The organism is Oceanobacter sp. 3_MG-2023 (assembly GCF_030688925.1).
Classification (GTDB): domain Bacteria; phylum Pseudomonadota; class Gammaproteobacteria; order Pseudomonadales; family Oceanobacteraceae; genus Oceanobacter.
This window is the reverse complement of record NZ_JAUYVX010000016.1, coordinates 22508-44329: the sequence shown is the minus strand read 5'-3', so window position 1 is coordinate 44329 and position 21822 is coordinate 22508. Positions and strand designations below refer to the sequence as shown.

Genomic DNA, 21822 nt, shown 5'->3' with positions numbered 1-21822 from the left:
TGGGTCAGTCTACACGCACAATTTTCATGGTGTTGGTGCCGCCCTGGGCGTTGAGATAATCACCCCGGGTAATCACAACGTAATCGCCGCTGCTGATTTCACCCGATTCTTTCAGGATGGCGATGGCAGAGGGGTTGATGGCATCCGGTTCCAGCTGGTCGGCGTAGAATGGCACGGTTTGCACACCACGATACAGTGCCACCCGGGATTGGGTATCTTCCCGGCGACAGAAGGCAAAGATCGGCAGGGCTGAACGCAGTCGCGACATCAGGCGTGGTGTTGCACCGGTTTCGGTCAGCGAGATAATTGCGGTCACACCAACCAGGTGATTGGCGGCATACATGGCCGACAGTGCGATGGTCTCTTCGATGCTGTGCATGTCTTCATACAGACGATGCTTGGAACGTTTGGCCAATGGGTGACGCTCGGCTCCCATAATAATGCGGGTCATGGCGGCAACGGCTTCAACCGGGTAGTCACCGGCAGCGGTTTCAGCTGACAGCATAACGGCATCGGTGTAGTCGAGAACGGCGTTGGCAACGTCGGAGACTTCAGCGCGGGTTGGCATTGGGCTGTCGATCATGGATTCCATCATCTGGGTCGCCGTGATCACCGGCTTGTTCAGCTGACGGGAGCGGGAGATGATTTTTTTCTGTACGCCGACCAGTTCGGCATCACCGATTTCTACGGCCAGGTCGCCACGAGCCACCATAACGGCATCGGAAGCGCGAATAATGCCATCCAGTACGGCATCGTCGGCAACACATTCTGCCCGTTCAATCTTGGAGACCAGCCCGGCATGACCACCTGCGGCCGTCAGTAGCTCGCGGGCTTCGATCATGTCGTGTTCGTCACGGGGGAAAGAAACGGCGAGGTAATCGACCAGCAGTTCTGAAGCCAGCTTGATGTCAACCTTGTCCTTGTCGGTCAGGGCTTTGGCGGACAGGCCACCACCCAGTCGGTTGATGCCCTTGTTGTTCGACAACCAGCCACCAATACGAACACGGGTGTTCAGCTTTGAAGGAAAGGTTTCGGTGACTTCCAGTTCAACGCGGCCATCATCCAGCAGCAGGATATCGCCCACGTGGGCATCTTCGATCAGTGCTTTATAGTCGATGCCGACCTGTTCTTTATTACCGGCGTCACGGTCGAGAGTGGCGTCCAGTACAAAGGATTGGCCAACATCCAGATGGACTTTTTGTTCAGCAAAGCGGGATATGCGGATTTTCGGGCCTTGCAGATCACCCAGGATGGCGACGTGACGTCCCAGTTTTTTGGCTGCTCGTCGCACCATGGCGGCACGGTCGCGGTGATCGTCAGCGTCACCATGGGAGAAATTGAGACGGAATACATCAGCGCCCGCTTCGATCAGTTGTTCGATTTTTTCATCGGTGTTGGTAGCGGGCCCAAGGGTGGCCACAATTTTGGTGCGTCTTAACATGAAGAATCTCCTGGCGGACGGTGGAGTGCAGGGTGTGATACGAAAGTATTATCTACCAAGCATGAGACGGAGTCTTTACACATGGGTAACAACGGCTGGAATTTCTGTTGTTTCCCTGATTTGGCGTGACCTTATCCTGAGTACTCGTGACTGCTGGGCAGAAAAATAGGCGTTGCTCTGTCGCAGGGCGTTTTCGGGAGGTTTTTGCCTGTTTTTGGTGCGCGCAACACCATACGCCGATTGTGTTGGCAAACAAAATCGGTCTCGATCTCAATGCCAGGCCAAACAGGTGTTGGCAATGTGGACATTGATTGCAAGCTTATACCTCTATCTACCCATTCTAAAGCGGACAAATCTGTCATTGTCTGAATATTTGAACTTGCGACAGGCTTGGCACCGGCCATGCAATATTCCCTCTGAGAATATTTTTGTCTGGTCAGTATTCCCGTACCCAGTACGACCCTGACCAGTCTGAATTGGTTTAGCTAAAAACTTACTCAATCAGAGAGGGGAAATCCCATGACTCCAGAAGAATTGGAAGCCTTTAAAGCGGCTTTCGAAATGCATCAGGCGATGAATGTCGAGGTGTTCTATTGGTGGTGTACTGCCATCATGTTCATGATCCACGCCGGTTTCCTTGCGTATGAAATTGGTGCGTCGCGCGTCAAAAACGCGTTGGCATCCGGTATGAAAAATATTCTGACTTTGGCCGTTGTTGTGCCTACTTTCTACTTCTTCGGCTGGTGGATCTATAACGCATTCCCTGGTGGTCTGATTCCTATTGATGCTTCTGGTGCCCTGCCATGGGCTGCCAGTATGGGTCCTGATGTCTCTGATATGGGCACGGGTATCTTCTGGGCTGCTTTCGCCATGTTTGGTGCCACAACCGGTTCGATTCTGTCGGGTGCGGTGATCGAGCGTATTCGCATGAGTGCGTACCTGATCCTGACCATTGTGGTGGGTTCTGGTGTCTGGATTCTGGCCGGTGCCTGGGGATGGCATCCTGATGGCTGGTTGCTGCTGGATCTGGGCTACCACGATGTGGGCGCATCAGGTGTGGTTCACGCCATCGCCGGTTTCTTTGCGCTGGGTGTGCTGATCAATCTGGGGCCTCGTTTGGGCAAATTCGTCGACGGCAAGGCGATGGCCATTGTGCCTCACAACCTGCCAATGGCGTTGATTGGTCTGATGATGATTATTGTCGGCTTCTTTGGCTTCCTGGGTGGCTGCATCATCTTTAACGGTGGTGAAACTGGCTGGACAACTATTTACGGTAACCCAACCAACTTGTCTGCTTTTGCATTCAACACACTGATGGGTTTTGCCGGTGGCGTGATTGGTGCTTACCTGTCTTCTCGTGAGCCGTTCATGACCATGTCCGGTGGCCTGGCTGGCATCATTACTGTTGCGGCCGGTCTGGATCTTTACTATCCGGGACTGACCTTCTTCCTGGCGGTTGTTGGTGGTATTTCCATGCCAATCGTTGGCAAGTTCGTTGAGAAGTGCGGTATCGATGACGCAGTTGGCGCGGTAGCGGTACACGGCTGGTGTGGCTTCCTGGGTGTGGTTCTGGTTGGTGTCTTCGCCTCCGGTTACCCAAGTGTTCCAGAAGGTGCTCCAGACATTACTTTCTTCGGTCAGCTGTTGGGCGCCGTGGTTATGTGTGTCACTGGTTTTGTACCTGGCTATGGCATCTCCTTGCTGTTGAAGAAAATGAACATGCTGCGTGTTCCTGCCAAGGCAGAAGCTGCAGGCCTGGATCTGGTTGAAATTCCAGCCATTCCTTACCCAGAGCGTGTGCCTTCCCGCGACATCATTGAAGGTACTGTTCCTGCGGATGCCGCCGGTCTGCCTGCGAATGGTGTGCTGGGTAGCTGATCGACCGCTTGATTCTCAAACGGGCGGGGCGCTGCTGCCCCGCTTGTCTTAACTTGCTGTTAGTAAAGAGGAATACATTATGGATACTTCACCGATTGATAGCTGGGAAGGCGTAGGCGCTTACTTTACCTTCGCAGACCAACCTGGCGTTGTGGCTTTTCTGTGTGGTTTGGCTGTCGTAACCTTTGTTGGTTTTATGTACGCCCTGATCAAGCACGAGAACGACGCGTTTGATAAGCACGAAGGCTGATTCGTCAGTCTGCATGACGGAAGCGTCCGTTACATCCGACTTGTACGCCCGGCTTGTTCCGGGCGCTTTCTGTTTATCCCTTTGGGAATGTACAACGGATTCCGGTGGTACTGACAAGAGCGACAGCAACCCGACGCTGGAATCCATTATCTTTGGCAAAGGCCCGTCGATATGAGTTATCAGATTTCACTTGGCCAGAAAAGCTGGCAATTTAATGACCTGAAAAGCTTGCTGGCAAAAGCATCACCGTTGCGTTCTGGGGATTGCCTGGCGGGTGTGGCTGCTCTGGATGAGCAGGAACGGGTCGCTGCACAATTGGCGTTGGCTGATGTGCCGCTCAAAACTTTCCTGAATGAACTGGTGATTCCTTACGAAGCCGATGAGATATCCCGACTGATTATTGACCGGCATGATGCCTTGGCCTTTGCGCCGATCGCGCATTTGACGGTAGGGGATTTCCGTAACTGGTTGTTGAGTGAACAAGCCTCAACCGCGATGCTGGCACGTATTGCACCGGGTGTGACGCCGGAAATGGCTGCCGCGGTGAGCAAGATCATGCGACTGCAGGATCTGGTGCTGGTGGCTTCCAAATGTCAGGTGGTCACCCGGTTTCGTAATACCATTGGCTTGCCAGGCCGCATGTCGACACGGTTACAGCCCAATCATCCAACCGATGATCCGGCCGGTGTTGCCGCCTCTGTTCTGGATGGCTTGCTGTATGGCAGTGGTGATGCGGTCATTGGCATCAACCCGGCCAGCGACAATACCGAAGCGGTGATCACCCTGATGAAAATGCTGGATGATGTGATTCAGCATTACGATATTCCTACCCAGAGCTGTGTCCTGACACACGTGACCACCCATATTGAAGCGATAAACCGGGGTGCTCCGGTCGATCTGATTTTCCAGTCCATTGCCGGTACCGAGAAAGCCAACGACAGTTTTGGCATCAATCTGGCTTTACTCAAAGAAGCTTACGCTGCCGGACAAACCCTGGGGCGTGGCAGTGTTGGCCAGAATTGCATGTATTTTGAAACCGGACAGGGCAGTGCCCTGTCCGCCGATGCCAATTTTGGTCTGGACCAACAAACCTGTGAAACCCGTGCCTATGCCGTTGCCCGGGAATTCAAACCGCTGTTGGTGAATACCGTGGTTGGGTTTATTGGCCCTGAATACTTATACAACGGTAAACAGATTATTCGGGCGGGTCTGGAAGATCATTTTTGCGGCAAGCTGATGGGCGTTCCGATGGGTTGCGACATTTGTTACACCAATCACGCGGAAGCTGATCAGGATGATATGGATGCGTTGCTCACCCTGTTCGCCGCCGCTGGCGGTAGCTTTATTATGGGTATTCCTGGTTCGGACGACATCATGCTGAATTATCAGACGACGTCGTTCCATGATGCCTTGTATGCCCGTGAATTATTGGGTCTGAAACCGGCACCGGAGTTTGAAGCCTGGCTGCAGACCATTGGTGTTTTTGATCAACAGAATCATCTGGCGTATGGCAACCAGTCTCTGCCGGCACCGTTTGAACATGTGATCCGGGGAGGTCACTGATATGGCTGATAAACCCGATACCATTCTGGTAGAAAACCCATGGCAGACCTTGCGTGAATACACCGATGCCCGCATTGGTCTCGGCCGGGCCGGAATCAGTTTACCGACCCGGGCACATCTGGAGTTTCAGCTGGCCCATGCCAGAGCCAGGGATGCCGTGCATCTGCCGCTGGGTTTTGTGCAGTTGCAACAGGATCTGGAACAGGTGCTGGCGCAAGCCGGATTGCCGGGGCCGGTCTTGAAGCTGGCCAGTCAGGCCGATGGACGGCCGCAGTATTTACAACGACCCGATTACGGTCGCCAGCTTTCATCAAGTAGCCAGGAAGCACTGACACAGTGGATGGCAGACAGTCCTCCGGCCGCTTTTGATATTGCTGTGGTGGTGGCTGATGGCTTGTCATCATTGGCGGTGCAGCGGCATGCCGCCCCGATGTTGGACTGCTTGCTGACATCACTGGCTGATACTTCATTGAAGGTGGGGCCGGTTGTCATGGTGGAACAAGGGCGAGTAGCCATTGGCGACCCGATTGGTGAAACCCTCAAGGCCAGGATGCTGGTGATGTTGATTGGTGAGCGGCCAGGATTAAGCTCGCCAGACTCGCTGGGCATTTATTTCACGTGGGAGCCTGCCAGCGGCAAGCACGATGCAAATCGTAACTGTATCTCCAATGTGCGCCACGAAGGACTGCGTTATGAAGAGGCGACTCATAAATTGATGTATCTGCTGCTGGAGGCTGACCGCCGGGCGTTGTCCGGGGTGGCCCTGAAAGATGAATCAGACAATGGTCAGCCGTCGCTGGCCAGCAAGTCGGGCAATTTGCTCTTGAAAACCCCCAACACCTAATGACGTTATTTGCTGCTATTTGATGGAGAAACACTATGAATAAACTGCAACTTGTTCTTAAGCGGACACTTTTTTATCCCAGTTTCCTGATGCTTTCTAGTGGCTTTTTCTTGCTGGAATTTCGTGGCCTCACCGCCATTGCTACCGCTGCCGGGTTGGCTCTGGGTTTACACCTGGCGGTGAATGGCTATGACGTCTGGAAAGAGCGTCAGGCGTCCTTATCATCAGAAGGCTGAGCTTCCAGTTTGGCAAGCCGGTTTTCCAGAGTGGCCAGTAGTGCGCGGTATTCTTCCAGAACGCGCTGCTGGGCATCAAATTCTTTTCGTGTGACCAAATCGGCACTACTGAACAGCAACTGCAGCTGGGATGCCATATTCTTGTGCGCTTCTTGTGAGAGGGATGCAAAGGGTGACTGTGCCAGTAACTGTTCGATTTTAAAGCGTATTTCATCTGCATTCATTTTTTGGCTCTCATTGCGTGGGTTGTTGTTGCGCCATTGAGGGGCTTTAAGGGCTTGTTGGCACCAATCTGGAGCCAAGTGTTTTTTAGGGGTGGTAAAAATTGATGCATTTTGTTTATTCGCGCACAAAATTGGAGCAATCAGGATCTCTGGATCCTGAAGATTATATCAGGAAAGCCGCTAATATCGGGGGTTTTCAAAGTTGGCACGGTCACTGCTAACTCTCTCTCACAGAATTACAACGATGCTCAAGGTGCAGTTCCTGGCCCCAAAGCATCGAACATGTTTAATGACTAGCTTCGCTAACCGATGAAGGAAAAAAAACGATGAAAAAACTGTCTCAAGCAATCGTTCTCGCTGGTGCCATGACGGCAGGACTGACTGCTGTTCAAACTGCTCAAGCAGAAATCTCTGCATCTGTTGATCTGGCCAGCATGTACTTGTGGCACGGTCAGGATCTGGGCGGCGGCGCTCCTGTTGTTTCCGGTTCTTTGGATTACAGCCACGAGTCTGGCTTGTACGCTGGTGTTTGGACTTCTTCAGGTGATACCAGCCTGGGTACAGAAACTGACCTGTACATTGGTTATGCTGGTGCCGTTGGTGATCTGGGTTACGACATTGGTTATGCAACTTACCTGTACCCAGAAACAGATGAATACGATCAATTCGACGATTCTGCCAACTTCTCTCTGGGCTTCTCTTACAGCATGGCCAGCATTCGCTTCGATAAAAGCAGCGATTCCGATGCTGATGGTTTCTACTTCGTAGTAGGTGCTGATATTCCTGACACGTCTTTCTCCGCTTCTCTGGGTGGCGAAGTCGATAAAGGCAATGACTTCATGCACCTTGACGTAACTTACGCTTACAACGATACCGTTGCTTTCACTATCTCGAAAATCCTGGATCAGGACATCGAGATGAATGAAGCCGGTCACATCGATGAGTCTGCAAAATACGTTGTGTCTTACAGCCTGCCTATCGAGATGTAAAAAGCATACAATGGCCTGTGCCCTCGCATAGGCCATTCCCATCCCTTTAGCTCAAAAAGGAGTTTTCTATGAAGCTCATTACTGCTGTTGTGAAGCCATTCAAGCTGGACGATGTGCGTGAAGCATTGTCCGAGATCGGCGTACAAGGCATCACTGTTACCGAAGTCAAAGGTTTTGGTCGTCAGAAAGGACACACCGAGTTGTATCGTGGTGCCGAGTATGTGGTTGATTTCCTGCCTAAAGTAAAAATAGAAGTAGCGGTTGATGATGACCTGACTGACAAGGTTATTGAAGCGATCACCAAGGCTGCCAACACTGGCAAAATTGGCGATGGCAAGATTTTTGTTACAACTCTGGAGCAGGTTGTTCGCATTCGTACTGGTGAAACCGGTGCTGACGCGCTCTGATCCTTTTCAGTTCTAACTAATAGATAAAATCTGGCCTGATGCGGGGGGCTTAGAATGGAAAATAATATTTACGAATTGCAGTACGCCATGGATACCTTTTATTTCCTGGTATGTGGCGCGTTGGTTATGTGGATGGCTGCTGGCTTTTCCATGCTGGAAGCAGGTCTGGTTCGTGCCAAAAACACAACTGAAATCCTGACCAAAAACATCGCGTTGTTTGCAATCGCTTGTACCATGTATCTGGTTTGCGGTTATGAATTGATGTACGGCGGTGGTTACTTCCTGGCTGGTATTGCAGATGTCGATACAGCCGCTGTACTGGGTGATTTTGCAGCACGTGAAGACGGTTTCCAGGGTGGTTCAATCTACTCCGGTGCGTCTGACTTCTTTTTCCAGGTTGTGTTCGTAGCTACCGCCATGTCGATTGTATCTGGTGCGGTTGCTGAGCGTATGAAGCTGGGTGCTTTCTTGGTTTTCGCTGTCATTATGACTGGCTTCATCTATCCGATGGAAGGCAGCTGGACTTGGGGCGGTGCGTCCGTCTTCGGTATGTTCAGCCTGGGCGATGACTTCGGTTTCTCTGACTTTGCCGGTTCCGGTATTGTTCACATGGCAGGTGCTGCTGCAGCTCTGGCTGGTGTGATACTGCTGGGTGCACGTAAAGGCAAGTACGGTGCAAACGGTGAAATCCGTGCAATCCCTGGCGCTAACCTGCCACTGGCTACACTGGGTTGTTTCATCCTGTGGATGGGCTGGTTCGGTTTCAACGGTGGTTCTGTTCTGAAACTGGGCGATATCGCCAATGCCAATGCGGTTGCTGTTGTGTTCACTAACACAAATGCTGCGGCTGCTGGTGGTCTGATTGGTGCCTTGTTGCTGGCTTATGTGTTGTTCCGCAAAGCGGATCTGACCATGTGTCTGAACGGTGCACTGGCTGGCCTGGTAGCAATTACTGCTGAGCCTTCTACGCCGACGCCTTTCGCTGCAACCATCATCGGCTTTATCGGTGGTCTGATTGTTGTTGTCTCCATCCTGACTCTCGACAAAATGAAGATTGATGATCCGGTTGGCGCGATCTCTGTTCACGGTGTTGTTGGTCTGTTTGGTCTGATCGTTGTTCCGTTCACTAATGACGGCGCTTCTATCGGTGGCCAGCTGATGGGTGCAATCACTATCTTCGTCTGGGTCTTTATCACATCACTGATCGCTTGGGGCGCTATCAAAGCCGTCATGGGTCTGCGTGTGAGCGAAGAAGCTGAATACGAAGGTGTTGATATTTCAGAATGTGGTATGGAAGCGTACCCTGAATTTACTGGCAAGTAAGTTCGTCTGAGACAGTAATCTGCGGTAACGGATTCCCGCTAAAAACCCGGCAATGATTTGCCGGGTTTTTTTTATGTCTGTTATTTGGGTTACTGATCAATGTAGCGACAGAGTGTTACTGGTCGGGCTGGCAAAATAACAAGAGTTTAGAGGTCGAGCAGGTTGTCGTAGTAGCGGTCAAAGTCCTGTTCCAGATGCTTGCGTTCGCTATGGGCTTCAATTGCCCGCCGGGCAATGACTTTGGAAGACACCTTGCTGGTTTTGTTAACAACGACCTTGCCCTGACTATCAAACGTCACAACCTGTTCATGAGATTCAAGTTTGGTTATTGCTGACATCGTCACTCTCCTTGGATTGATTTGGCTATGACGATGTTTGATGCTCGAAGTTGCATTCCAATGACAGTGACAAGACAGATTGATGTTTCCATGACCTGGTTGCTGCTGCGGGCAGGTGAGAGGCTAGCGGGTGATGTTTTTGGGATCAAACGGCTCGTTGCCCTGCTCCAATCGTAGCGATTTGATGCTGCGCTTGATGTTGGTGAGGTGGCGGGCAAATTCAGGGCCGCGACGCTGGGTAACAGCAACCGCCAGCATGTCGATCACCATCAGGTGAGCAATGCGGGATGTCATTGGCGTAAACTGATCGGTATCTTCTTCAATATTGATATGAATCGGATAGTCGGCCTGTTTGCTGACCGCAGTATTGGCGGGTGCCAGGCTCACTACCTTGGCGCCATGATGCTGGGCCAGGGCAATCGAGTTAAGCAAATCCTTGGTGCGACCACTTTGGGAAATGGCCACTGCGACATCTTCAGGCCCGAGGGTGACCGCAGACATGGCTTGCATATGCGGGTCACTGTAGGCCGCGGTGGCCACCTGAAGACGGAAAAACTTGTGCTGGGCATCGATCGCTACCGCACCGGAGGCACCATAGCCGTAGAATTCGACTCGGGTTGCCATGCTGATGGCATTGGCGGCGACGCCAACCTGTTCCGGTTTCAGTTGTGATTTGACCTGATGCAGCCGCTGAATGGTGGTATCGGCAATCTTGCTGCAAATATTGTCGATGCTGTCGTCTGTGGCGATAGCAAATTGACCAATATTGTTGGTGATGGCCATTTCCTGGGCCACTCGCACCTTGAATTCCTGAAAACTGTTGCAGCCGATGCCCCGGCAAAAGCGCACAATCGTTGGCTCGCTGACCTGGGCTTCTTGAGCCAGGTCGACGATGCGCATATGCATCACTTGCTGTGGCGACCGCAGTACGTATTCAGCCACCTTGACTTCAGATTTACGTAAGTTGGGGATAGCTGCGGATATTTCGGCCAGAATCGGGCTATTTCTCACTCTAATGAGTCCGAATAATTAAAATTTGGTCACGGATTATAGAGTGCCTCACTGTCATCGTCCTGTTAAATCTCCCGCTGTACGGATAAACAGGGTGATTGTCGATCAGAATCTGCCGTGACGGTTGCAATCTGGTAAACTCGCGACATGGATACTTCACTGATAATTGATCAATTAAATGACGGACAGCGCAACGCGGTGGCTGCCCAATCTCCTCACCAGCTGGTATTGGCCGGTGCCGGCTCGGGTAAAACACGGGTATTGGTGCACCGGATTGCCTGGTTGCTCAAGGTGGAAAACGTCTCACCCTTTGCTGTGCTGGCGGTAACCTTTACCAACAAGGCGGCCAGGGAAATGCGTGGCCGGCTGGAGCAACTGCTGGATGTACCTGCCAGTGGCATGTGGGTCGGTACCTTTCACGGCCTGGCGCATCGATTGCTGAAGCATCACTGGCGTGAAGCCTGCTTGCCCCAGTACTTCCAGATTCTGGATAGCGATGACCAGTTGCGCCTGATCAAGCGACTGATGAAAGCCAACAACATCGACGACAGTCGTTACCCGCCAAGACAATTGCAGTGGTTTATCAATGAACAGAAAGACGAAGGGCGTCGTGCGGCGCATGTTATCCCGTCGGCTGATAACTTTACTCGCACCCTGCAGCAGTTTTATCAAATCTATGAAGACAACTGTCAGCAAAATGGCATGGTCGATTTTGGTGAAATCCTGCTGCGTGCCCACGAGCTCTGGCTGCATAACCCCGATTTGCTGCAACATTACCAGCAACGCTTCAGCCATATTCTGGTGGACGAATTCCAGGATACCAACAATATCCAATATGCCTGGATTCGTTTGCTGGCCGGTAACACCGTATCAGTTATGGCAGTAGGGGATGACGATCAGTCGATTTACGGCTGGCGTGGCGCGAATGTAGGCAATATCCGCAACTTCCAACAGGACTTTGCGGGTGCAGAAATGATCAAGCTGGAGCAAAACTACCGCTCCACGGCGACGATTCTGGATGCCGCCAATGCCGTCATCAAGAACAACAGTGGCCGCCTGGGCAAGGAGTTACATACCACCGGTGCCAAGGGTGATCCGATTCGTCTGTACCGTGCGTTTAATGAGCAGGACGAAGCACGTTATATCGCCGATCTGGTGGATGTCTGGGCCAAGCAGGGACGTGCCCGGGTCGATATGGCCATTCTTTATCGCTCCAATGCGCAATCCAGAACGCTGGAAGAAGCCATGCTGCGGGCAGGGATTCCGTATCGCATCTATGGTGGCCAGCGTTTTTACGAGCGTCTGGAAATCAAGAACACCATGGCCTATCTGCGCTTGCTGCTCAACCGCCAGGATGATGCAGCCATTGAGCGGGTGATTAATATTCCAGCCCGGGCCATCGGCGAAAAAACCCTCGATACCTTGCGCTCAGTGGCGCGGGATCAGGGTTGTTCGCTGTGGGATGCCTGTGCTTCGGTGGTAGCGGCCGGCGGCCTGTCAAAACGGGCTGGTACGGCTGTCGCTGGTTTTATGACGCTGGTTGATGAAATGAGTGTCGGCATTGACGACCTTGAATTGCATGAGCTGGTGGAGCAGGTACTTGCCCAAACCAACCTGATTGAGCATCACCGCAAGGAAAAAGGTGAGAAAGGCCAGGCCCGAGTCGAAAACCTGGAAGAGCTGGTAAATGCCGCCAAGGTGTTCGAAGGTGGTGATGATGAGGATATCAGCCTGTTGGCGCAGTTCCTCGATAGCGCCGCGCTGGATGCCGGAGAGGGGCAGGCGGATGAACATGAAGATGCGGTGCAGATGATGACGCTGCACTCTGCCAAAGGACTGGAGTTTCCCCAGGTGGTATTAACCGGCCTGGAAGATGGCTTGTTTCCTCACAAGATGTCGATGGATGATGCCGATGGACTGGAAGAAGAACGGCGTCTGGCTTACGTCGGTATCACCCGGGCGATGGATCAGTTGGTGATCACATACGCCGAGAGCCGACGTTTGCATGGGCAAGAAAATTTTAGTACTCCTTCGCGATTTATTCGTGAAATCCCGACAGAACTGATGGATGAAGTGCGTTTGAAAAATACAGTATCACGACCTCTGAGTGCCCGACGATCAAGAACGGGGAATCACAGACTGCAAGCAGATATATCGGCGGACTGGCCTTTTGGCCTGAGCAGTCGGGTCTACCATGAGATGTTTGGGGAAGGCACGGTAATGCAGTTCGAAGGCCAGGGGCCGGGGTTGCGGGTACAGGTGAACTTTGAAGATGTCGGCAGCAAATGGCTGGTGCTCAGTTTTGCCAAGTTACAGGCGCTGTAGACACTGATACAACTGGCGGCTGACCGACGAGGCCGGTCAGGCTGCTGCATACGTTGCTCTGGAATCGGGGAGCGACGAATCCTGGTCAGCGAGGGACCCGGCGAATACGCCCGGTGTCATCAATGGCCACATAAACAAAGACGGCATCCACGACCTTTCTGCGCTCGTTTTCATTCGGGTTCTGGGTCCATACTTCGATGCCAATCCGGATCGACGATGAGCCGATCTCCAGTACGCGGGTATAAAAACACACCGCCGCTCCGATACGTATCGGAGACATAAAGACAACGGATTCCAGCGCCACATTGGCAATGCGCCCCTGGGCCAGACGATTGGCAACGGTTTCGGCCGCGTGATCCATTTGTGCGACGACCCAACCACCACTGATATCCCCATGAGTATTGGTGTCACCTCTTGACGGGATCAGCCGTAACGTCAGTTCTCCATCCGGTTTCGGCTCACAATCGTCTTTTGGTCTGGCTTTCATAGGGATTCCTGATTTTGAAATTATTTTTAGGAAGTTTACTTCTTTTTTAGCGCGGGCAATACAGACGCACTCGAGATCAATGATGTCAAAAAATATTTAAGACAATACGACAAAAGTAATGCCTCGACCGGGGTATGACTGTTCTGTTGTCTGGTAAAAAAAGGCCCCTGTAACCAAAATGCAACATATTTGTAATAAACAAGGGGTCGTCACGTAGATGTAACACAGCTCCGGGACAATTCCTCCTTTCGACAACGATTTGCCTGCTGGACATCATCAGGTCACATTGAAGGATATCGCATGAAACATTCTCTCGCTGCCGGTGTGGTTTTATTGGCATCAGTTTTCAGCCAAAGTGCTTTTGCTGAGCGTAATTACATCAGCATAGTCGGTTCATCGACGGTTTATCCATTTTCTACAGTTGTTGCTGAACGTTTTGGCAAATCGAGCAAGTTTCGTACTCCTAAAGTTGAATCCACGGGTTCTGGTGGTGGTTTGAAGTTGTTTTGTAGCGGTGTTGGCGACACAACCCCTGACATTACGAACTCATCGCGCCGTATCAAGGCATCCGAGGTTGCGCTGTGCGCAAAAAATGGCGTTAAAGAGATCGTTGAAGTGACCATCGGCTTTGACGGTATTGTGTTTGCCAATGCCGCCGAACACGCCCAGGCTTCCTTTTCTACCAAGGAAATCTTCCTGGCACTGGCCAAAATGGTACCGGCTGCGAATGGCTCGGAAAAACTGATCGCCAACCCTTATAAAACCTGGCAGCAAATAAATCCTGCTCTGGATAACACGCCAATCAAGGTACTGGGGCCGCCACCGACATCCGGTACCCGTGATGCGTTTGTGGAGCTGGCGATGGAAGGGGGTTGTTCTGCCTTCCCGTTTATCAAGGCGCTGAAAAAATCCGATCCAGACAAATACAAGGCCATTTGCCACGGTCTGCGTGAAGATGGTGGCTACGTTGAAGCCGGTGAAAACGATAACCTGATTGTTCAGAAACTGGCGGCCAGCCCGGATTCCTACGGTATTTTTGGCTACAGCTTCCTGGAACAGAATGAAGACAAGGTTCAGGGCTCCCTGATTGATGGGATTGAACCAACCTTCGACAATATTTCCAGTAGTGAGTATCCGGTCAGTCGGTCACTGCACTTTTATGTTAAAAAAGCCCACGTAGGGGTGATTCCGGGGATTGAAGAATTTCTGGCTGAGTTCACCTCCTCGCGTGCCATTGGTGAAGATGGCTATCTCGCCGACAAAGGCATGATTCCGATGGATGAATCCCGTCGCCGGGCCATGGCTGCGGATGTCAAGGCACTGACCCTGCTGGGTCAGTAAGCCTGAATGCAGGGTGCTGCCCTGCTGCGCGTGTCACATGGATGTATTCTCCGGCCGGTAAACTCACCGGCTGTTTCTTGTTCTGTTCAGGCTAGTCATTATGACCTTCAGCATTTTGCTACTTGTCATCGCGGTATTATTTGTTATCGCATACGTGAGTGGTGCCCGCCGCGCGCGTTCTCTGGTCACTCCTGGTGTGACCCTGAATTCACTGCCTGGCCATTATGGTTCGCTGGTCGCCCTCTGGACCTGCTTGCCTCCGCTGTTGTTAATGCTGTGTTGGGGGGTGCTCGAAACCCCGGTGATCGATCGCTTGTTGGCGGCGCAGTTACCCGCAGAAGTACAGGCAGAAGGGGGCAATCGTATCAGTCTGGCACTGAGCAAGGTGCGTAACCTGGCCGGTGGTGCCAATGTACAAGCCGACCCGGAACTGGCCCCTGTGGTGCTGCATCTGAAAGACCTGCAGTCGCGGAACAGCATGCTGAGTACGACGCTGGTGCTGGCTCTGGCCCTGGCTGGTTTTGGCTTCGGCTTGCGGCGTCTCGCACCTGCGTTACGGGCTCGTAATGAAGTGGAAAGCATTGTCAAAGTGCTGCTGTTCTGCAGCTCGGGTGTCGCGGTACTGACAACTGTCGGTATTCTGAGCAGTGTGTTGTATGAAGCCTGGATGTTTTTTGGCCGGGTGCCCGTGTTTGACTTCCTGTTTGGTACTACCTGGTCGCCACAGGTCGCCTTGCGCGCTGACCAGTCTGGCTCCTCTGGCAGTTTTGGGGCGGTACCGCTGTTTGCCGGTACCCTGATGATTTCCATGATTGCCATGTTTATCGCGGTTCCGATCGGCCTGATGTCGGCCATTTATTTGTCGGAATATGCCACCCCTCGGGTGCGTAGCTATGCCAAGCCTGCACTCGAAGTGCTGGCGGGCATTCCAACCGTTGTGTACGGCTTTTTTGCGGCCCTGACTGTTGCCCCGATACTGAAAAGCCTGGGGGCTGATATTGGCCTCGAGGTATCGTCTGAAAGTGCGTTGGCTGCTGGTCTGGTCATGGGGGTGATGATCATCCCGTTTGTCTCATCCCTGTCGGATGACGTAATCAATGCTGTACCACAAGCCTTGCGTGATGGCAGTTACGGGCTGGGAGCGACCCAGAGCGAGACCATTCGGCAAGTGGTTATCCCGGCTGCATTACCCGGTATTGTGGGGGCCGTTATGCTGGCGGTTTCCCGGGCGATTGGTGAAACCATGATTGTCGCCATGGCGGCGGGTCTGGCAGCCAACCTGACAGCCAACCCGCTCGACAGTGTGACCACCGTGACTGTGCAGATTGTGACCTTGCTGGTGGGAGACCAGGAGTTTGATTCCTCCAAAACACTGGCTGCCTTTGCACTGGGACTGGTGTTGTTCCTGGTGACTCTGATTCTTAACTACGTGGCGCTGAAAGTGGTACAGAAGTACCGGGAGCAATATGACTGATCAACTCACAACGACTCGCTCCAAAGTAGAACAGGGCATGGCGCGTCGTCGCCGTGCCGAAGGGCGATTCCGCTTGTATGGCGTGTTATCCGTCGGATTTGGCCTGTTATGCCTGGTGGTGCTGTTTGGCAATATTCTGTCTCAGGGCAGTTCGGCTTTCCGGCAAACCGTGTTGCAAGCAGAGATCCTGCTCGATCAGGAGTATCTGGGACTGAATAACCAGTCGCCGGTTAATGAGCTGCGTAATGGCAATTACGAGGGCCTGATCAAACAGTATCTGAGAAACACGGCTGAGGTTTCCAGTCGCAGCGAGCGCCGGGCGTTGTACGGCCTCGTCAGCGTCGGTGCCCATTGGCAGTTGCAGGATGCGGTATTGGCCAACCCGGATTTGTTGGGTAGTACATTAAGCATTGAACTGATCATGGACGATAACGTGGATCAGTGGTTCAAGCATGAGCGGGACGAGGGCGGTGCCGGACGGTTGAATGAATTGCAGCTGGGCTGGCTCGAACAATGGGTGGCGGAAGGGCGCTTGAAGAGCCGTTTCAGTACTACCTTCTTTACCAATGGTGATTCAAGGGAGCCTGAGCTAGCGGGTGTTCATGGTGCCATTATGGGTACGTTGCTGACCCTGATGGTGACCTTCCTGTTGTCGTTCCCGATCGGGGTTGCGGCAGCGATCTATCTGGAAGAGTTTGCACCTAAAAATCGCATCACAGAAATTGTTGAAATCAACATCAACAACCTGGCGGCAGTGCCCAGTATTACGTTTGGTTTGCTGGGACTGGCGATCTTTATCAATATTTTCGGGGTCTCCCGTTCCACCCCTTTGATTGGTGGCCTGGTGCTGACCCTGATGACCTTGCCGACCATTATTATTTCCGGTCGCGCGGCGATCAAGTCGGTACCGCCTTCCATACGGGAAGCTGCTTTTGGTCTCGGTGCCTCAAAAATGCAGGTGGTTTTTCACCACGTCTTGCCTCTGGCAATGCCGGGTATGCTGACGGGAACCATTATTGGTATGGCACAGGCTCTGGGTGAAACCGCACCGCTCCTGATGATCGGGATGATCGCCTTTGTGGTGGATGTGCCCGGATTTATTACTGATCCATCGACGGTTTTGCCGGTTCAAATCTTTCTCTGGTCTGACAGCCCGGAGCAGGCTTTCACCGAGCGTACATCAGGAGCCATTATTGTATTGCTGACCTTCCTGATTATGATGAACACTGTCGCTGTCTGGCTGCGTCGTCGTCTTGAGCGACGCTGGTAAACGCTAAACTATTCGGATTCCTTGTTATGAGTATTATCGAAAACCACCAAACCGACGGCGAACCGTTTTGCGACTCACCCAAGCTGAAGGCGCGTGGTGTTGGCGTTTTTTATGGGGACAAACAGGCGATTTTTGACGTCAGCCTGGATATTGGTGCCAATGAAGTCATTGCCCTGATTGGCCCATCCGGCTGCGGTAAGTCGACCTTTCTGCGTTGCTTGAATCGCATGAATGATACGATTGATATCTGTCGCATTACTGGCGAGATCCTGCTGGATGATGAAGACATTTATGCCCCCAAGATCGATGTTGTGCCGCTGCGGGCGCGGGTCGGTATGGTGTTCCAGAAGCCCAACCCGTTTCCAAAAACCATCTTTGATAACGTTGCCTACGGGCCACGTATTCACGGGCTGGTGAACCACCGCCATGAACTGGAAGAAATCGTGGAGCAAAGTTTGCGTCGCGCTGGGTTGTGGTCTGAAGTAAAAGACCGGCTGGATGCACCGGGCACCGGCCTGTCGGGTGGCCAACAACAGCGATTGTGTATTGCCCGCACGATTGCTGTTGATCCGGAAGTAATCCTGATGGATGAACCTTGTTCTGCACTGGATCCGATTGCAACTGCTAGAATTGAAGAGTTGATTGACGAGTTGCGCGATAACTACACCATCGCTATCGTTACCCACTCGATGCAGCAGGCTGCTCGGGTATCCCAGCGTACGGCGTATTTTCACCTGGGTCAGCTGATAGAAGTAAACCCGACTGACCTCGTGTTTACCAAACCCCAACATGCGTTGACCGAGGCTTATATTACAGGCCGTTTCGGCTAAAAGGAGAGCTCCAGTGGCAAACAAGGGCATACCGGTTGAAATGAATTTCAGCCAACACATATCCGGACAGTTCAACTCAGACCTCGAAGCCATTCGCAGTCAAATGATGGAAATGGGTGGCTTGGTTGAACGTCAGGTGGCTAATGCCATTGAAGCAATCACGACCGGTGATACCACCCCGGCTGATGACATTATTCGTCGAGAAGATGATGTTGACCGCATGGAAGTGGCTATCGACCAGGAGTGCACCCAGATTCTTGTACGTCGGCAGCCGGCCGCTTCTGATTTGCGTATGGTGTTGGCGGTTTCCCGTGTTGTGCGTGACCTGGAGCGTATCGGAGATGAAGCGACCAAAATTGCGGTTCACGCTCTGGAAGTGAGTGGCTCCACCAACGGCGGTTACTGCCAGCAATCGATACGTTACATGGGCACTGAAGTTGGCAAAATGATTTCAGGAGCGTTGAACGCCTTTGCCCGTAACGATGTGGATGGCGCACTGGATGTGGTGCGTAATGACAAGCTGGTCGACCAGCAGTACTCCGCGGCGCTGCGGGAACTGATTACCTATATGATGGAAGACCCGCGATCTATCAGCCAGGCGATCAATATTCTCTGGATTCTGCGCGCCATTGAACGGATTGGCGACCATGCCCGTAATATCTCCGAACAGGTGATTTACGTGGTCAGTGGAGCCGATGTACGGCACAGCTCGATCTCCGAAATGGAAGAGCGAGCCCATAAAGACAAAGATGATTCGTCATCTACAGGAGCGTAACGCGTACTGGAGTGGAAATTTCACAGAAAGAGTGATTTTTCAGTATGTTAGGGGAAAAAGATATTGACGGATGCCAGCGGCATCTATAGTATTCCCGCCCACTTAGCCGGTATAGCTCAGTTGGTAGAGCAACTGACTTGTAATCAGTAGGTCCCGAGTTCGACTCTTGGTGCCGGCACCAGTAAAATGATCAAGGGCTTCCAGAGCAATCTGGAGGCCCTTTTTCTTTTCTGTTGGTACGGCTTAGCGCTGACTGAATCAGATCTCGAACAGGTTCTGCTGCTGGCCATGAAGAATATCAGGATGATATCGGCGCAAAAATCAAGGCTGGTTTGTCGTTGGGAGTGGCAGCGGTTGATTGCAAACAGCCTCTTCAAATATTTTGGAAGGCAGCTATCAGGGAATCATTCGATCAGCCAATGACCAAGGATGCTTGATTTGGATCGTAAATAACCCCCTCAATCTTTCCTGACTGAATCAGGCTTACTGCCTCATCAATCACATGAAGTGGAACCAAAAACCATTCTCTGGGCTTTACCGGATTATTGCCTGAGTGTGTATTTGTAACTGAGTAGTCAATAATTCCTTGATCGCTGCCCGTACTGATTTTTACGCATAAATCGTATTAATATTCATAGAAACTTGTTAATAAATGGCCTTGCTGTACCTGTATCAGAGTAAGACTAACGATGATTTGTCGGTTTCGTTTCTTATTCCATCATATGGGATATGGAGTTTGTCTCGAAGGACTCGTTACGGAGAACGACGAATGAGCTACTGGAAAATCAATTCATCATCCAAACCCGAGAAGGTCGGTTTATCAACCAGTGCAGTGTATGTAACTTATATGCACTGACGTGGCTACCTATTGATAAGCTCGTGGAAAATTGGAGGTTAATATTTTGTAGTAATACAGACTTGATCTGACAGCTACCTGTTTCGGCCAAGGCGTCTGTCAGGTCAGGTTTAGTCTATGAGCTTTTCCTTCCGATGCTTTCCTTATTTTCCAGTATGGCCATTGGTGTTCGACCATTACAAATATTCGGTGCCGTAATCGGTCAGGATACGTAGCACCGAAAGCTCATGCTCGGTATAGAATGGCAATACTCAATCATTCAACAGGTCAGCTGTGTGATCGGCGTTTTGATCGTATCGAGCTTGCAGTGCGCTACTTTGCAGTAGGTATCAACATAGGTTTGCTGGTAAACGCATCAGACACACTTGGAGATTCCGGTGCAAAAGGTGTCCTGCGAGCCCAGATATCCCGGGTGTTTTGTCTGGATATCGTCACAGGCTCTATCGTCCTGTTGTTTGCGTTCCAGTGCTTTGACTGGGATTCGATGAGTATGATGCCATCTTCGGCTACTCTGGCTTCAAGCGCTGCTTGAAGTTGGTCAGGTCGTGCCGAAGCCAGATGCTTCGCGCGCCACTGGCTGAGACAAACAAACCCCACTTACGCAGCCCATTGGAGACTCGGACTTACCCATCAGGCTCCTCGATGGTATAAGCTACGACAGCCAATTCGACTTCGGGGTACGGCAAGAGCGGTCAACCAGTGCCTCTACATCAGCGGTAAAACGTATCCCTGGATACGCCCATGGTTTTGCAAGCTTTGGAGGCATTGCCGAGTTCTTCGGCTAGGTTTAGCAAGCCGACTTTGTGTCGAATGATTCGTTCGTTACTATAGATCGTTCGAGTTACCTCGTTGGTGTTGATCAACGATTGGGTCGCCTTTAATCCCACGCGGCAACTAGCCCCTTTTCAATGAGTACTGGCAGATGGGTCTGAATTAATACAGGTAAGAACGTTTTTAAATTTACTCGTTTGGTTTTGTGTTGTCATTCAGCTGCTCTATAAGCGCAATATGTTGATCAATGAAGAGAGAAATATTTGAGGTTCGACTAGTATTGTTGAGGAAAACACATTGAATCGAGTCTTCGTCAACATGACTATTATCATGATTATGTTTTGCTATTTTTAGCATCTCTCCCAAACATTCAATCTTTCCTACTTTCAAAAAGGTGGCGTCCAAGCCGAGAGAGTAATAAGAAGATATTAATTCTTTTAATGCGGTATTTCTGTCGCACAGAGTTTGGTAGATCACCTCAAATAATTTTGTTAACACCTCAAGTGCAGTAGTCGATATAGCGATAGGGTGTTGTTCTTTCTGCCAGCGTGCGAGTAATTTCCCAAGCACTATAGCCGAAACTTTGCTGTATTTATTGTTCGTATAAATAAAAATGTCTCCCTTGATTTCCTTGTCAAAAATCCAGTTCACTTGTTCAGAAAAAGTCTTCTCGGCAGTCAGCAGTCGGTCAATACGGTTAACTGCAATGTTGAGCTTTAGATTATCAACATTTGTTCGTGCAAGTTGTTCTTGAGCCTCACGTGACCCCTCATGCTCTTTTCTAGTTAGTTCGAATTCAGCTCTTTGTACTTCCAGTGCATGCTGCGACTGATCGAGCGCGGTTTGCATTTTATGTAATGAGTCTTCAGCCTGTTCGATAACTCTTTGGTTCTGGCGGAGTGTGCTAACAAGCATATAAAGGCCAGCCAAACCAATCATCGGGTTTACAAGTCCTCCAACGAAGTCCCCAAAGGTTCCCCAGTCACCTGGCTCTGTAGAGGGAACATATTTGAGATACCCAAAGAAATATCCCAGATAACCAATAATTACTATGGCGGTGACAATCAACATTCCCCAGAATATTCGTTCTGGCGTCAGCTTCGATCTGGGAATGTCAGTTTCAGAATGTCTGGGTTTATTCGTCATGAGTCTTCCCTGTTCCAATCTTCGAAATAAGGAGTATACCGAT

At 51.4% G+C, this 21822-nt stretch carries 21 protein-coding genes, 1 tRNA gene and 1 pseudogene; 16 read left to right on the top strand and 7 right to left on the bottom strand.

Annotated features, from left to right (window positions below):
* Positions 1 to 4: 4 nt before the first annotated feature.
* Positions 5 to 1441: a pyruvate kinase gene (pyk, locus tag Q8W32_RS14415; protein ID WP_303434520.1), complete on the bottom strand. Its 1437-nt coding sequence runs from the start codon at positions 1439 to 1441 to the stop codon at positions 5 to 7.
* Between the two features lie 519 nt (positions 1442 to 1960).
* Between pyk and Q8W32_RS14410 the strand changes: the two genes are divergently transcribed.
* The 5 genes from Q8W32_RS14410 (at position 1961) to Q8W32_RS14390 (ending at position 6212) form a co-directional block, all read left to right on the top strand.
* Positions 1961 to 3319, top strand: coding sequence for an ammonium transporter (locus Q8W32_RS14410; RefSeq protein ID WP_303434519.1), 1359 nt, complete (start codon positions 1961 to 1963; stop codon positions 3317 to 3319).
* Between the two features lie 79 nt (positions 3320 to 3398).
* Positions 3399 to 3569, top strand: coding sequence for a hypothetical protein (locus tag Q8W32_RS14405; RefSeq protein WP_303434518.1), 171 nt, complete (start codon positions 3399 to 3401; stop codon positions 3567 to 3569).
* Between the two features lie 171 nt (positions 3570 to 3740).
* Positions 3741 to 5132: an ethanolamine ammonia-lyase subunit EutB gene (locus Q8W32_RS14400; RefSeq protein ID WP_305415461.1), complete on the top strand. Its 1392-nt coding sequence runs from the start codon at positions 3741 to 3743 to the stop codon at positions 5130 to 5132.
* A 1-nt stretch (position 5133) separates the two neighbouring features.
* Complete coding sequence (gene eutC, locus Q8W32_RS14395; protein ID WP_305415460.1) at positions 5134 to 5976, top strand: ethanolamine ammonia-lyase subunit EutC; 843 nt, start codon at positions 5134 to 5136, stop codon at positions 5974 to 5976.
* A gap of 35 nt (positions 5977 to 6011) precedes the next feature.
* On the top strand, positions 6012 to 6212 hold the full coding sequence (locus tag Q8W32_RS14390) for a hypothetical protein (RefSeq protein ID WP_303434515.1): 201 nt from the start codon (positions 6012 to 6014) through the stop codon (positions 6210 to 6212).
* Here Q8W32_RS14390 and Q8W32_RS14385 read toward each other — a convergent pair.
* Positions 6185 to 6436, bottom strand: a complete 252-nt coding sequence (locus Q8W32_RS14385) for an accessory factor UbiK family protein (RefSeq protein ID WP_303434514.1) — start codon at positions 6434 to 6436, stop codon at positions 6185 to 6187. The genes Q8W32_RS14390 and Q8W32_RS14385 overlap by 28 nt on opposite strands.
* Before the next feature lie 326 nt (positions 6437 to 6762).
* Here Q8W32_RS14385 and Q8W32_RS14380 point away from each other — a divergent pair, with 326 nt between their 5' ends.
* From Q8W32_RS14380 to Q8W32_RS14370, 3 genes are all read left to right on the top strand, one after another.
* Positions 6763 to 7425, top strand: a complete 663-nt coding sequence (locus tag Q8W32_RS14380) for a TorF family putative porin (protein ID WP_305415459.1) — start codon at positions 6763 to 6765, stop codon at positions 7423 to 7425.
* A gap of 68 nt (positions 7426 to 7493) precedes the next feature.
* Positions 7494 to 7832: a P-II family nitrogen regulator gene (gene glnK, locus Q8W32_RS14375; protein WP_303434512.1), complete on the top strand. Its 339-nt coding sequence runs from the start codon at positions 7494 to 7496 to the stop codon at positions 7830 to 7832.
* A 54-nt stretch (positions 7833 to 7886) separates the two neighbouring features.
* Positions 7887 to 9155 carry an ammonium transporter gene (locus Q8W32_RS14370; protein WP_305415458.1) on the top strand — a complete coding sequence of 423 codons (1269 nt, stop codon included), beginning with the start codon at positions 7887 to 7889 and terminating at the stop codon, positions 9153 to 9155.
* Between the two features lie 146 nt (positions 9156 to 9301).
* Here the strand turns inward: Q8W32_RS14370 and Q8W32_RS14365 are convergent, their stop codons facing one another.
* Entirely contained in the window at positions 9302 to 9493 is a 192-nt protein-coding gene (locus tag Q8W32_RS14365) for a PA3496 family putative envelope integrity protein (RefSeq protein ID WP_303434510.1), read from the bottom strand.
* Between the two features lie 123 nt (positions 9494 to 9616).
* A complete protein-coding gene (locus Q8W32_RS14360) occupies positions 9617 to 10504 on the bottom strand; it encodes a MurR/RpiR family transcriptional regulator (RefSeq protein WP_303434509.1) in 888 nt (295 codons plus the stop codon).
* Between the two features lie 147 nt (positions 10505 to 10651).
* Between Q8W32_RS14360 and uvrD the strand changes: the two genes are divergently transcribed.
* The gene (uvrD, locus tag Q8W32_RS14355) at positions 10652 to 12829 is read left to right on the top strand and encodes a DNA helicase II (RefSeq protein WP_305415457.1); all 2178 of its coding nucleotides are present in this window, start codon (positions 10652 to 10654) and stop codon (positions 12827 to 12829) included.
* A gap of 85 nt (positions 12830 to 12914) precedes the next feature.
* Here the strand turns inward: uvrD and Q8W32_RS14350 are convergent, their stop codons facing one another.
* Entirely contained in the window at positions 12915 to 13316 is a 402-nt protein-coding gene (locus tag Q8W32_RS14350) for an acyl-CoA thioesterase (protein WP_303434507.1), read from the bottom strand.
* A gap of 300 nt (positions 13317 to 13616) precedes the next feature.
* Here Q8W32_RS14350 and Q8W32_RS14345 point away from each other — a divergent pair, with 300 nt between their 5' ends.
* The 7 genes from Q8W32_RS14345 to Q8W32_RS14315 all read left to right on the top strand — a co-directional run bounded on the left by Q8W32_RS14345 (position 13617) and on the right by Q8W32_RS14315 (position 19429).
* Positions 13617 to 14657: a substrate-binding domain-containing protein gene (locus Q8W32_RS14345; RefSeq protein ID WP_303434506.1), complete on the top strand. Its 1041-nt coding sequence runs from the start codon at positions 13617 to 13619 to the stop codon at positions 14655 to 14657.
* 100 nt (positions 14658 to 14757) lie between these two features.
* Positions 14758 to 16131, top strand: coding sequence for a phosphate ABC transporter permease subunit PstC (gene pstC / locus Q8W32_RS14340; protein WP_303434505.1), 1374 nt, complete (start codon positions 14758 to 14760; stop codon positions 16129 to 16131).
* Positions 16124 to 17401 (top strand): phosphate ABC transporter permease PstA, encoded by a 1278-nt coding sequence (gene pstA, locus Q8W32_RS14335; RefSeq protein WP_305415456.1) that lies wholly within the window; start codon positions 16124 to 16126, stop codon positions 17399 to 17401. Before pstC ends, pstA begins: the two co-directional genes overlap by 8 nt.
* A 26-nt stretch (positions 17402 to 17427) precedes the next feature.
* Positions 17428 to 18231, top strand: coding sequence for a phosphate ABC transporter ATP-binding protein PstB (pstB, locus tag Q8W32_RS14330; RefSeq protein WP_303434503.1), 804 nt, complete (start codon positions 17428 to 17430; stop codon positions 18229 to 18231).
* A 13-nt stretch (positions 18232 to 18244) separates the two neighbouring features.
* Positions 18245 to 19006 carry a phosphate signaling complex protein PhoU gene (phoU, locus tag Q8W32_RS14325; RefSeq protein ID WP_368501403.1) on the top strand — a complete coding sequence of 254 codons (762 nt, stop codon included), beginning with the start codon at positions 18245 to 18247 and terminating at the stop codon, positions 19004 to 19006.
* Between the two features lie 105 nt (positions 19007 to 19111).
* Positions 19112 to 19187: transfer RNA gene (locus Q8W32_RS14320), tRNA-Thr, on the top strand.
* A 5-nt stretch (positions 19188 to 19192) separates the two neighbouring features.
* Positions 19193 to 19429 carry a hypothetical protein gene (locus Q8W32_RS14315; protein ID WP_305415455.1) on the top strand — a complete coding sequence of 79 codons (237 nt, stop codon included), beginning with the start codon at positions 19193 to 19195 and terminating at the stop codon, positions 19427 to 19429.
* 615 nt (positions 19430 to 20044) lie between these two features.
* Here Q8W32_RS14315 and Q8W32_RS14310 read toward each other — a convergent pair.
* Positions 20045 to 20695 (bottom strand): annotated as a pseudogene (locus Q8W32_RS14310) (helix-turn-helix domain-containing protein); the annotation flags it as partial.
* A 127-nt stretch (positions 20696 to 20822) separates the two neighbouring features.
* Positions 20823 to 21779, bottom strand: a complete 957-nt coding sequence (locus tag Q8W32_RS14305) for a hypothetical protein (RefSeq protein WP_305415454.1) — start codon at positions 21777 to 21779, stop codon at positions 20823 to 20825.
* Positions 21780 to 21822: the final 43 nt, after the last annotated feature.